The 12667-nt window shown below is 67.3% G+C and carries 11 protein-coding genes; all 11 read left to right on the top strand.

The genetic code is table 11. From position 1 onward, the window contains the following. The 11 genes from NR187_RS08220 to NR187_RS08270 are packed head-to-tail and all read left to right on the top strand — an operon-like array spanning nucleotide 1 to nucleotide 12666. Nucleotides 1-1089, top strand: a complete 1089-nt coding sequence (locus NR187_RS08220; protein WP_256806240.1) for a branched-chain amino acid ABC transporter permease — start codon at nucleotides 1-3, stop codon at nucleotides 1087-1089. Then, nucleotides 1082-1864 (top strand): ABC transporter ATP-binding protein, encoded by a 783-nt coding sequence (locus NR187_RS08225; protein WP_211383186.1) that lies wholly within the window; start codon nucleotides 1082-1084, stop codon nucleotides 1862-1864. The genes NR187_RS08220 and NR187_RS08225 overlap by 8 nt, the downstream gene beginning before the upstream one ends. Next, complete coding sequence (locus tag NR187_RS08230; protein WP_256806241.1) at nucleotides 1857-4073, top strand: ABC transporter permease; 2217 nt, start codon at nucleotides 1857-1859, stop codon at nucleotides 4071-4073. Before NR187_RS08225 ends, NR187_RS08230 begins: the two co-directional genes overlap by 8 nt. Before the next feature lie 3 nt (nucleotides 4074-4076). Further along, nucleotides 4077-4910: a phosphoenolpyruvate hydrolase family protein gene (locus tag NR187_RS08235; protein WP_211383184.1), complete on the top strand. Its 834-nt coding sequence runs from the start codon at nucleotides 4077-4079 to the stop codon at nucleotides 4908-4910. Between the two features lie 26 nt (nucleotides 4911-4936). Then, nucleotides 4937-7843, top strand: a complete 2907-nt coding sequence (locus NR187_RS08240) for a flotillin family protein (protein ID WP_211383183.1) — start codon at nucleotides 4937-4939, stop codon at nucleotides 7841-7843. A 9-nt stretch (nucleotides 7844-7852) separates the two neighbouring features. Beyond that, a complete protein-coding gene (locus tag NR187_RS08245; RefSeq protein ID WP_211383182.1) occupies nucleotides 7853-8290 on the top strand; it encodes an SRPBCC family protein in 438 nt (145 codons plus the stop codon). A gap of 3 nt (nucleotides 8291-8293) precedes the next feature. Next, nucleotides 8294-8737 carry an SRPBCC family protein gene (locus NR187_RS08250; RefSeq protein ID WP_211383181.1) on the top strand — a complete coding sequence of 148 codons (444 nt, stop codon included), beginning with the start codon at nucleotides 8294-8296 and terminating at the stop codon, nucleotides 8735-8737. Between the two features lies 1 nt (nucleotide 8738). Further along, nucleotides 8739-9557: a xanthine dehydrogenase family protein subunit M gene (locus NR187_RS08255; RefSeq protein ID WP_211383180.1), complete on the top strand. Its 819-nt coding sequence runs from the start codon at nucleotides 8739-8741 to the stop codon at nucleotides 9555-9557. Nucleotides 9558-9563: 6 nt separating this feature from the next. Beyond that, nucleotides 9564-10040 (top strand): (2Fe-2S)-binding protein, encoded by a 477-nt coding sequence (locus tag NR187_RS08260; protein WP_256806242.1) that lies wholly within the window; start codon nucleotides 9564-9566, stop codon nucleotides 10038-10040. Between the two features lie 13 nt (nucleotides 10041-10053). Beyond that, complete coding sequence (locus NR187_RS08265) at nucleotides 10054-11643, top strand: xanthine dehydrogenase family protein molybdopterin-binding subunit (protein WP_256806243.1); 1590 nt, start codon at nucleotides 10054-10056, stop codon at nucleotides 11641-11643. Further along, nucleotides 11644-12666 (top strand): xanthine dehydrogenase family protein molybdopterin-binding subunit, encoded by a 1023-nt coding sequence (locus NR187_RS08270; protein WP_211383177.1) that lies wholly within the window; start codon nucleotides 11644-11646, stop codon nucleotides 12664-12666. The last annotated feature ends 1 nt before the right edge of the window (nucleotide 12667 follow it).

A 12667-nucleotide genomic window follows, 5' to 3' on the forward strand; every position in this document is an offset into this window, starting at 1 on the left:
ATGTCCGTCACCCATGACGCCCGCGTCCAGATTCACAAGCCCGCCTCCACGGGCCAGCGGCCCGCCGTGCGAGGGTGGCCCGACATCAACAATCCCGCGGCCTGGATCGTGGCGGTCATCCTCCTGATCATGCCGCTGATCGCCAACGGCTTCTTCCTGATCGAGATCTTTGCGACGACGCTGATCCTCGGCACCATCGCGCTCAGCCTCATGTTCCTGGCCGGCTATGGCGGCATGGTCAGCCTGATGCAGCTCACCATCGCGGGCTTTGCCGCCTACATGGTCGCGGTGTTCGGCGTCAGCGGCAACGCCAATATCAGCCTGGGCTGGCCGTGGTGGCTCGCCGTCCCGATGGCACTCGCGCTCGCGACCATCTTCGGCACGCTCGGCGGCGCGCTCGCGGTGCGCACCGAGGGCATCTACACCATCATGATCACGCTCGCGATCGGCGCGGCGTTCTATTACTTCACCAACCAGAACTGGGCGATCTTCAACGGCCACACCGGCATCAACACCGTCGCCACGCCGCACTTCTGGGGCGTCAACTGGCGCTCGGATATCCCGTTCTACTATATCGTGCTCGCGGTCGCCGCGCTGTGCTACTTCGCCGTCGACTACATCTCGCGGGCCCCGTTCGGCCTGGCGCTTCAGGGCGTGCGCGACAATCCGCGCCGCATGGCCGCGCTTGGCTTCAACGTCAATGCGCACCGCGTCGCGGCCTATGCGGTGGCATCCTTCATCGCGGGCCTCGCCGGCGTGCTCCAGGTCTGGAACTACCGCCAGATCTCGCCAGGCTCGGTCAGTGTCGGCGCGTGCATCGACGTCCTCATCATCGCCGTCGTCGGCGGCATCACGCGGCCGATCGGTCCCTATATCGGCGCGCTGGTCTTCGTCCTGCTGCGCACCTTCGCGCTCGACTTTCTGGTCAAGATCGGGCTCGACGGCAACCGTTTCCGCCTGCTGATCGGGCTTGGCTTCCTCGCCATCGTGTTCTGGTCGTCGGACGGCGTCATCGGCCTCTGGCAGCGCTGGCGCCAGGGCCGGCGTCCGACCGCAAACCGGCCGGCCGGAGGACACGGTCATGGATAGCGTCGCGCAACGCCTCTCCGCCGTCGGTGCCGGTGCAGCGCTGGAACTTCGCGGCGTGACGCGGCTGTTCGGCGCGCTTGCGGCGTTGACCGATGTCACCATCACGGTGCGCCCCGGTGAGCGCCGGGCCGTGCTCGGCTCCAATGGCGCGGGCAAGACCACGCTGTTCAATTGCATCACCGGCGATTTCCCGCCCTCGTCCGGCACCATCCGATTCTTCGGGGAGGACGTCACGCACTTCCCGCCCTATGAGCGCATCCGGCGCGGGCTGCGGCGCACCTATCAGATCTCCGCCCTGTTTCCCGGCCTCACCGTGCAGGACAACGTCTACCTCGCCTGCCGCGGCGTCTCGCGCGGACGGTTCTCGTTCCTGCGTCCCGGCCAGAACGACGCACTGATGCACGCCGCCGACAGTCTGGTGCACGCCGTGCATCTGGCTGCGGTCAAGGACCAGCGCGTCGCCGAGCTCGCGCACGGCCAGCAGCGTCAGCTCGAGATCGCGCTGGCCCTCGCCGGCGCGCCACGCTTCGTGCTGTTCGACGAGCCGGCCGCCGGGCTCTCGCCGACCGAGCGCGCCGAGCTGGTCGAGATCCTGACCTCGCTGCCGGCACATATCGGCTACATCATCATCGAGCACGACATGGACGTGGCGTTGCGCGTCGTCGAGAGCGTCACGATGATGCACAACGGCCGCATCTTCAAGGAAGGCCTGCCGCAGGAGATCCAGTCCGATCCCGAGGTGCAGGAACTCTATCTCGGAGGCGGCCATGAATGAGGCTCGCCGCAGCGCCGCAGCCCTCGAGGTCCGGGGCCTCGACGTCTATTACGGCCACTCGCACGCGCTGCAGGGCGTCGACCTCTCGCTCGATGCCGGCGTGTTCTCCGTCGTCGGCCGAAATGGCATGGGCAAGACCACGCTATGCAAGGCCATCATGGGCCTTGTGCCCGTGAGCGGTGGCTCGATCCGCGTTCGCGGCGAGGACATCACGCGGCGGCCACCGGCGCATATCGCCCGGCTTGGCGTCGGCTATGTGCCGCAGGGCCGCCGACTCTGGCGCTCGCTCACCGTCGACGAGCACCTGCGGCTCGCCGGCGGAATGCGATCCGGCGCCTGGACCGTCGAGCGCATCTACGACACATTTCCGCGGCTGGCCGAACGCAAGAGCCATGGCGGCGGTCAGCTCTCCGGCGGCGAGCAGCAGATGCTCGCGATCTCGCGCGCCCTGCTGACAAATCCGCAACTCCTGATCATGGACGAACCGACCGAAGGGCTCGCGCCCGTCATCGTCGCCCAGGTCGAGGAGATGCTGCTGCGGCTCGGCGAGGACGGCGACATGGCCGTGCTCGTGATCGAGCAGAACATCGGTGTCGCCACCGCGGTCTCGCGCAACGTCGCAATCATGGTCAACGGCCGCATCAATCGCATCATCGAGTCGGCGCGGCTGGCCGCCGACCGCGAGCTGCAGCAGCGTCTGCTCGGCGTCGGCTTGCATGCCGAGCTTACGCCAGATCTCGACGTGCCGGCGGCAGGCGCCGAGGCGAATCCGACGCCGCAGGCCACCCGACCGAGCGGCCCGATCCGGATCTACATCTCCAACCCGACGCCGCCGACACGCTGGTCCCAACCCGCACCGATCGCACGGATCGAAGCGGCCGCACGCACGCTTTCGACGCAGGTTGCGCGCTTCGACGAGACGGCGCGGCGCAGGCTCGAGCCGACGACGTCCCCGTCGTCAGGGCCGCCGGTCGTCCTGGTCGTCGGCACGCTCGACACCAAGGGCACCGAGCTGCGCTTCGTCCGCGACATCATCGCCGCCACCGGGCTGCGCACGCGGCTGGTCGACGTCTCCACCAGCGGCAAGCAGGCAAGCTGCGACGTCTCCGCGCAGGAAATCGCGCTCAACCACGGCCGCGGCGGATCGGCCGTGTTCGTGCCAGATCGGGGCGTCGCGGTCACGGCAATGGCGGAAGCGTTCGCCAACTGGCTGCGGCGCCAGGGTAGCATCGCAGGCGTGATTTCGGCGGGCGGATCTGGCGCAGCATCACTGGTTGCACCGGGCATGCGTACCCTGCCCGTCGGCGTGCCCAAGCTGATCATTTCATCCGTCGCCTCCGGCGATGTCGGGCCCTATGTCGGTCCTGCCGACATCACCATGATGCACTCGGTCACCGACGTTCAGGGGCTCAACTCGATTTCGCGCGCAGTGCTGTCGAACGGTGCCAACGCGATCGCGGGCATGGTCAGGGCGCGCCTCGATCAGCGCGAGGCCAGGGAGCGGGCGGCCAGCACCGGACTGCCTGCCGTCGGCATCACCATGTTCGGCGTGACGACGCCGGCCGTCCAGAAGATCGCGGGCGATTTAGGCGGGGACTTCGAATGCCTCGTGTTTCACGCCACCGGCGTCGGCGGCCGCGCGATGGAGAAGCTCGTCGAGTCCGGCCAACTCGCAGGCGTCGTCGATGTTACGACAACCGAGATCTGCGACCTCCTGATGGGCGGCGTGTTTCCGGCGACGGACGATCGCCTCAGTGCGATCATCCGCACCCGCGTGCCCTATGTCGGCTCGGTCGGCGCGCTCGACATGGTCAATTTCGGCGCGCCGGACACCATTCCCGAACATTACCGCACGCGAAAGTTCCACGTCCACAATCCGCAGGTGACGCTGATGCGCACCACCGCAGAGGAGAACGAGCGCATGGGCCGCTGGATCGGCGAGCGGCTCAACCAGATGGACGGGCCGGTGCGCTTCTTCCTGCCCGAGGGCGGCGTCTCTGCACTCGATGCCCGCGGCCAGCCGTTCTGGGATCCAGAGGCCGACGCCGCACTCTTCCGCGCGCTGGAGCGCACGGTGCGGCAGACCGGCAACCGCCAGCTCATCCGCGTCAATCAAAACATCAACGATCCCGAGTTCGCCTCGACCGTCGTGAGCGCTTTCCGAACGCTGTTCGGCCGCTCCGGGGTGCGCCGGAGACTAGCGAGGTGACCGATGGCCCGGTTTGAACGCGCAGCACTCCTGAGGCGGTTTCGCGAGATGGCGAAGCGCGGCGAGCCTATCGTCGGCGGCGGCGCTGGCACCGGCCTGTCAGCCAAATGCGAAGAGGCCGGCGGCGTCGATCTCATCGTCATCTACAATTCCGGCCGCTACCGCATGGCGGGGCGCGGCTCGCTTGCAGGACTGATGCCCTATGGCGACGCCAACGCCATCGTGCTGGAGATGGCCGGCGAAGTTCTGCCCGTGGTCAGCAAGACACCGGTGCTCGCCGGCGTCAATGGCACCGACCCGTTCCGCGACATGGACGTCTTCCTTGACCAGTTGAAGACGCTCGGCTTTGCGGGCGTGCAGAATTTTCCGACCGTCGGGCTGATCGACGGCGTCTTCCGCGCCAATCTCGAAGAGACCGGCATGTCCTACGCGCTTGAGATCGACATGATCGCCAAGGCGCGCGAGAAAGATCTGCTGACGACGCCCTACGTTTTCAGCGAGAAGGAAGCCGCCGCGATGGCGATCGCCGGCGCCGATATCATCGTCTGCCACCTCGGGCTCACGACCGGCGGCACGATCGGCGCGCAGACCGCACCAAAGCTGAAGGACTGTCCGGCGCGCATCGACACCTGGGCTTCGGCCGCGCTCAGCGTCAATCCCGATATTCTGGTGCTCGCCCATGGCGGGCCGATCGCGGATCCCGAGGATGCCGACTTCATCATGAAGAACACCCGCTACTGCCACGGCTTCTACGGCGCCTCCTCGATGGAGCGGCTGCCGGTCGAGCGGGCTCTGACGGACCAGGTACGCAAATTCAAGGCGATCGGCGCGCGATAACGCCGGAACGGTTGAGGGAGAGAAACATGTCAGGGATCCTGGTCGGCGAGCTCATCCTCTGGCTGATCGTCGCGATCATCGTCATCGTGGTTGGCGTCTACATCGTCAACTGGCTCTACCACCGCTCCTCCAAGGAGGTATCGTTCGTCCGGACCGGCTTCCTCGGCGAGCGCGTGGTGATCAACGGCGGTGCCTTCGTGCTGCCCTTCATCCACGACTACACGCCCGTCAACATGAACGTGCTGCCGATGGGCATCGTGCGTTCCAGGCAGGATGCGGTCATCACCCGCGACCGCATGCGCGTCGACATCGAGGCCGACTTCTACGTCCGCGTCCAGGCAACCCGCGAAGCCGTCTCGATCGCGGCCGCGACGCTCGGTCGCCGCACCATGGAGCCGGAGCAGTTGCACGCGCTGCTGGCCGGCAAGTTCATTTCCGCGATCCGCTCTGTCGCATCGGAAATGACGCTGGAGGAGATGCACGAGCGGCGCGGCGACTATGTCGCGCGCGTCAAGACCAATGCGGCGGAGGCGCTCGCCCAGAATGGACTTGAGCTCGAGTCGGTCGCGATCACCGACCTCGACCAGACCGATCTCGAATTCTTCAACCCGTCGAACCGCTTCGACGCCGAAGGTCTGACGCGGCTGATGGAGGACATCGAGGCCAAGCGGAAGCTGCGCAACGATATCGAGCAGGATTCGATGATCAGGATCCGCACCCGAAATCTCGAAGCCGAGCGGCAGGCGCTCGACATCGAGCGCGAGAGCGAGACCGCGAGGCTGGAGCAGGAACGCGACATCGAGATGCGCCGTGCGCTGCAGCGCACGGAAGTGGCCCGCGAACGCGCGCTGCGGGAGACCGAGGCCGAGCAGGCCCAGATATCGGCGCGCGAAGCCATCGAACGCTCGCGGATCGCCAACGAGCAGGCGATCGCCGAAGCCCGCATCGCCTCCGAGCGGGAAACCCGCCAGAAGGAGATCGAGCGCACGCGTACCATCGAGGAGAAGGAGCTGCTGGCGCGTGAGGAGATCGAGAAGACCAGGATCGCCAACCAGCGTTCGATCGACACGACGCGGATTGCGTCGGAGCGCGAGGTCCGCCAGCGCGAGATCGAGCGGATGCGCACCGTCGAGGAAGCCGAGATCGCGGCCCGCGAGGCGATCGAGAAGGCCCGCATCCAGCAGGACCGCGTCGTCACCGATGCGCGTATCGCCAATGAGGAGGAGACGCGCCGTCGCGAGATCGAGCGCACCCGCGCCGTCGACGAGGCCGAGATCGCCGCGCGCGAGGCCACCGAAAAGGCACGGATCGCCCAGACCATGATCGTCAACGTCGAGCGCATCTCTTCCGACGAGCGTACCCGCGCCCTGGAGATCCAGCAGGTCCGAACCATCCAGGAGGCCGAGATCGAGGCGCAGCGCGCCGTCGAGGCCGCCCGCATCGCCCGCGAGCGAATGCTTGCCGCGGAGCGCATCGCCGCCGAGCAGAGCACGCGACAGCTGGAGATCGAGCGCAACCAGTCGCTGGAGGTGGCAGGCATCGCCGCGCGCGAGGCCACCGAGGCTTCGCGCATTGCCCAGGAAGAGCGCGTCCGCTCGCTGGAGATCGCTCGCAACCGTGCCGTCGAGGAAGCCGACATCGCCTCCCGCGAAGCGATCGAGGCGGCCCGCATCGCGCAGGAGAAGGCGGTTGCGGCCGAGCGTATCCAGGCCGAGCGCGACACGCGTTCGCTCGAGATCGAGCGCACCGGCGTGCTGGAGGCGGCCGAGCTGAAGCGGCGCGACGCCATCGAGCGCCAGCGCATCACCGTTGATCTCGCCCTCGAAGCCGAACGGATCACCTCGTCCAAGAAGCGTGAAGTGCTCAACATCGAGCAGAAGCGGGCAATCGAGATCGCCGACGAGGAGCGCGTCATCGCCCTCTCGGCCAAGCGTTCCGAGCGCATCGATGCCGATCGCCAGGTCAAGCAGGCCGAGATCGTCGCCCGCAAGGAGGTCGAGACCACCGACGTCTCCCGCGAGCAGGCGCTCGAAGCCGCCCGGATCGAGCGCCGCCGCGCCATCGAGCAGCTCGAGGTCGCCCGCGTGCAATCGCTCCAGGAGGCCGAGATCGCCTCCCGCGAGGAGGTCGAGCGCGCGCGCATTGCGTCGGATCGCGGCCTCGACGAAGCCCGCGTCGGCCGCGAGCGCGAACTGCGCAAGCTCGAGGTCAACCGCGAGAAGGAGGTCGAGACGGTCCTGATGGAGAAGGCGATCGCCATCCACCAGAAGTCGCTGGAAGAATCCGCAGCCAAGGCGATGGCCGAGGAGGCACGGATGCGGGCGACGGAGGCGACCGAGCGCGTCATCACCGCGCGCGAGAGCGAGATCGCCAAGCGGCGTAGGACCGTCGAGGTGATGCTCGCCGAGAAGCAGGCCGAGGAAACGCGCATCGCCGCGGAAGCCGAGCGCGTCCGGGCCGCCGTCGAGGCCGAAGCGCAGCGCATGCTGAACGAAGCCGAGAACGTCCTTACCGACCAGGCGCGCTACTCGCTGTTCCGCCGCAAGCTGCTCGACCGCATCGAGGGCATCGTCCGCGAGAGCGTCAAGCCGATGGAGAAGATCGAAGGCATCCGTATCCTCCAGGTCGACGGCCTCAACGGCAACGGCCATGGCGGCAACGGCGGCCGCAGCGCCACCGACGAGGTAATCGATTCCGCCCTGCGCTACCGCGTGCAGGCGCCGCTGATCGACTCGCTCCTGGCGGACATCGGCGTCGAGGGCGGCAGCCTCGCGAAGATGCCGGGCCTGATCCGGGAGGCCCGCGACATGCAGGGCATCAAGGAGTCCGCGCGCAAAGGCGGCGGTGGCGGCGACAAGCCGGCCAGCTCCCCGCCTGCAGCCGAGGGCGGCGGCGAACCGCCGGCCGAGCGCGGTCCGCGGAAAAAGAGCTGAGGTCAGGCTATGCCCCGCGTCTACGTCTCCACCGTCGTCAATGCGCGCAACGACCGCGTCTGGGCGCGGGTCCGCGACTTCAACGGCTTACCGAACTGGCACCCGGCGATCGCGGAAAGCCGCATCGAGGGGGGCGAGCCTGCGGACAAGATCGGCTGCGTCAGGGATTTTCGCCTGCGTAACGGCGACCGCATCCGCGAGAAGCTTTTGGGCCTGTCCGACTACGACATGTTCTGCACCTACTCGATCCTCGAATCCCCGATGGGCGTCGAGAACTACGTCGCGACCTTGCGCCTCACGCCGGTCACCGACGGCGACCAGACCTTCATGGAATGGACCGCCGAGTTCGATTGCCCGCCCGGGCGGGAGACCGAGCTCGTCAGCAACATCGGCGGCGGCGTGTTCCAGGGCGGCTTCGACGCCCTCAAGCGCGTGTTTGGAGGCTGAGCGGTGCCGCATATCGTCAAGAGCACCATCCTGGACGCGCCGACCGACGCGGCCTGGTCGGTGCTGCGCGATTTCAACGGGCATGACCGCTGGCACCCGGCGGTGGCGACGTCCTCCATCGAACGGGCGCAGTCTCCCGACAGGATCGGCTGCGTCAGGCGCTTCAAGCTCAAGGACGGCTCTGAGCTGCGCGAACAACTGCTGGCGCTGTCCGATCTCGAACAGACCTTCAGCTATTGCCTGCTCGATACCCCGATCCCGATGTTCAATTACGTCGCTCATGTCCGCCTGCTGCCGGTGACCGACGGCGACCGCACCTTCTGGCACTGGGAGTCGCGCTTCACGACGAAGCCGGAAGACAAGGACCGCATCACCCACATGGTCGCGGAAGACATTTACCAGGCCGGATTCGAGGCGATCCGCCGCCATCTGAAGGAGGCCGCCTAGCATGGCCGTGATCGTGAAGACTTTCGCCAGCGCCAGTGAAGCGGCCGGAGCGCTGTCCTCGGACCGCGGCGCACGCTATCTCGGTGGCGGCACCCTGGTGATGCGGGCGCTGAACGAGGGCGACGTCTCGGTCTCGACGGTCGTCCGCGCCAGTGACCAGGCGCTGACCCGGATCGATGCATCGGGCCCTCGGGTCTTGTTGGGTGCCGGCGTCACCTTCGCGCGGATCCTCGCCGAGCGCGATCTCGCCTTCCTGCACGCCCCTGCCCGCTCGATCGGCGGGCCCGCCGTGCGGAACATGGGTACGGTCGGCGGCAACCTGTTCGCGCCAACCCCTTACGGCGATTTCACCGTGGCACTGCTGGCACTCGAGGCCACCGTGGCCGTGCAAGGCGGCTTCGGCTCGCGCGACATTCCGATCGAGGAATTTCTTCAGGCGCGCGACCGGCAGGCCGGCACTCTGGTCCTGTCGGTGTCCTGCACCCGGCCGGCGAGCAGCGAGGCGTTCCGCTATCGCAAGATCGCCCGGATCAAGCCGAAGGGCGGCTCCGTCATCACGATCGCCGCGCATCTGCCGATCTCGGGCGGCCGCATCGCCGGCGCACGCATCGCATTCGGCTCGATGGCGCCGACACAGATCCGCGCTCGCGCGGCAGAGCGTGCCCTGGAAGGGCGTTCACTGGATGTCGGCACGATCGCAGCCGCGGCTTCCGCCGCCGGCGAAGGAACATCCCCGGCGGACAATGCGCTCGGCAGCGCCTGGTATCGCCGCGAGATCGTCGGCGTGCACCTGCGTCGCCTCTTGTCCGGCCAGGAGTAGATCGCCATGCCCAAAATACCCGTGCAATTTCGCCATAACGGCCGCGACGTCGCGATCTTCGTCGATGGCGGCACCAATCTCCTGGTCGCGCTGCGCGAGCTGATCGGCGACATGACGCCCAAGTTCGGCTGCGGCCAGGGCGGCTGCGGCACCTGCAGCGTGCTGATCGACGGCGAGCTGCATTTGTCCTGTCTGACGCTGGCGGAGACGGTCGCGGGCCGTTCCATAGAAACACTCGACGGTATGAAGCAGGGTCCGAACCTGCATCCGCTCCAGCGCGCTTTCGCCGACCACTTCGCAGCCCAGTGCGGCTATTGCACCCCGGGCATGCTGATGGCCGCGAAGGCCTTGCTCGACCGCACCCCCGCTCCGAGCCGCGCCGAAATCGTCGAGGCGATCTCCGGCAACATCTGCCGCTGCACCGGCTACGAGCCGATCATCAATGCGATCCTTGCCGCCGCGGGCGGCCGGGCCAGTGCTTAAGGGGACGTCCACCATGCTGGAACTGCGCAAGGACATTTTTGCCGACGAACGCGACGATAATCTGAAGGAAATCGGCAAGGGCACGCAGCGTCAGGACATGCTCGGCCACGTCACGGGCACGTCGAGCTATTTCAACGACCATCAACTTCAGGGCATGCTGCATTTGAAGGTCGTGCGCTCGACCGAGGCCCATGCGCGGCTGCGCCGCATCGACACCACGGAAGCCGAGCGTTCGGCCGGCGTGCGCCGGATCATCCGCGGCAGCGACGTTCCGCGCAACCTCAACACGCTTCTCAGCCTGATCAATTTCGGCAAGGACGACGAGCCCTCGCTCGCGGTCGACAAGGTTCGCTACAAGGGCGAGCCGATCGTCGCCATCGTTGCCGACAGCGAACGCGAAGCATTCGAGGCGATTGCAAAGGTCAAGGTCGACTATGAGCCGCTGCCGGCCGTGTTCGACGTCGAGGACGCGCTGAAGCCAGGCGCGCCCGTGGTCAACGAGACCTATCCCAGGAACACCTTCACCTATCACGAGACCTATGACCACCAGAAGCTGCGCTTCGGCGACGCCGACGCGGCGCTCGCGACCGCCGATCACGTGCTGGAGCAGCGCTACCAGATGTCGCCGATCGAGCACGCGCCGACCGAAACCAACGGTGCGATCGCCGCGCCCGACACCAACGGCCGCTATGTGGTCTACACCTCGACGCAGGCGCTGTTCTTCTCGGTCGACACCTGCGCCAAGATCCTGGACGTCCCCTCCAACACCTTCCACTTCATCGGCGGCACGGTCGGCGGCGGATTCGGCGGCAAGGTCGACACGCTGACCGAGCCGCTCGCCATTCTCGGCGCGATGCTGACCGGGCGGCCGGTACGCTACGTGTTCGGGCGCGAGGAGGAGATGCAATACGGTCCGCCGCGCGGCGCCGAGCGCATCTACGTCAAGGACGGCGTGATGCGCGACGGCCGCGTCGTCGCGCGAAAGATCCGGGCCTATTTCGACAGCGGCGCCTATACGCGGCTCTCCAGCTACGCCGCCGTGAAATGCGCCGCACACCTGCCGGGCCCCTACACGATCCCGAACGTCTATGGCGACGTCTACTGCGTCTTCACCAACCGCACGCCGGCCACCGCCATGCGCGGCTTCGGCGTCACCGCGATGGATTTTGCGATCGAGTGCCAGATGGACAAGCTCGCGAACCTCGTCGGCATGGACCCGATGGAGTTCCGCATCCTCAACGCCTATCGCGACGGCGACATGAAGGCGCACCGGCGCGAGGCCAAGAACACCGCGCTGATCGAGTGCGTCCAGGTTGCTGCCGAGAAGGCCAAATGGCCGATCCGCGATGAATTCAGGCGGGCATCCTCGCGCAAGGACGGCGGCGGCAGCCGCGCCGTGATCCCGCCGACGCCGACAGACTCGCACGCGCGGCCACCGGCGCCCGCACAGCAGCGTACGAGCTACGACCGGCTCCCACCTACCGTCACCCGCGAACCACCGCGCGATCCGCCTCCCCCGGCTCCGCCGCCCTCGCCGCGACCGGCCGCGCCGTCGCATGGCGCGACCCGTTTTTCCTCGGTCTTCGGCACAAGGAGGCGCTAGATGACCCGGCATCGCGGACGCGGCATCGCGTCGATCAACTATCCCATCGGCATGAACCTCGGAGGCGACCCCAGCCAGGCGCTGGTGCATTCCAACCCCAGCGGCAAGTTCACTGTGGCACTGTCCTCGATCGACCTCGGTCAGGGCATGAAATCGGTGACGCGCCAGATCTGCGCGGAGACGCTGGGCGTGCCCGTCGAAGACGTCTATGTCGACACGGCGGACTCCGACACCGGGCCGCATTGCATGGGCTCGTTCGCCTCGCGCGGCACGCACCGCGTCGGCAATGCGGTGATGGCGGCGGCACGCGAGGCGCGCGGCGTGATGATGGAGGCTGCCGCCGAGGAACTCGAGGTCAACGCCGCGGACCTGGAAACCGACGGACGCGGCAACATCCACGTCAAGGGGGCGCCGCACCGCTCGATCTCGACCAAGGACGTCGCCATTGCCGCCCAGTTCAAGCAGGGCAAGACGATCTCGGGTCGCGGCATCTTCCTCGTGCCTCTGTCCGACGTCGATCCGGAGACCGGCGAGATGTCGCCGGCAACCTGCTATGCGCATGCCTGCCTGGTCGCCGAGGTCGAGGTCGACGACGAGACCGGCGAAGTCGAAATGGTGCGGATGGACTCCGCCTATGAGCTTGGCCGCGCGCTCAACCCGCGGCTGGTCGAGCAGCAACTCGTCGGCGGCGCCTGGATGGGTGTCAGCCACGCGCTCTACGAGACGCCGGAGCCGTATTATCCCGATCCCTCTCACGGCCCCCGCGACTTCGTCGAATATCTGATGCCCGGACCGGGCGACATCTGTCCGCACGACATCGCCGTACTAGAGCGCCCTGCTCCCGATGGGCCGTTCGGCGCCAAGGGCCCCGGCGAGATGTGCGCCAATCCCGTGCTGCCGGCCGTTGCCAACGCGATCTTCAACGCCGTCGGCGTACGCATCGACGATCTGCCGATCACTCCGGAGAAAGTGCTGCGCGCGATCAAGTCCCAGGGCGGCCCGCGGCCGCAGGCGCGGCGCTGAG

It is taken from the genome of Bradyrhizobium sp. Bra64 (assembly GCF_024519875.1).
In the GTDB taxonomy this organism is placed as follows: domain Bacteria; phylum Pseudomonadota; class Alphaproteobacteria; order Rhizobiales; family Xanthobacteraceae; genus Bradyrhizobium; species Bradyrhizobium japonicum_G.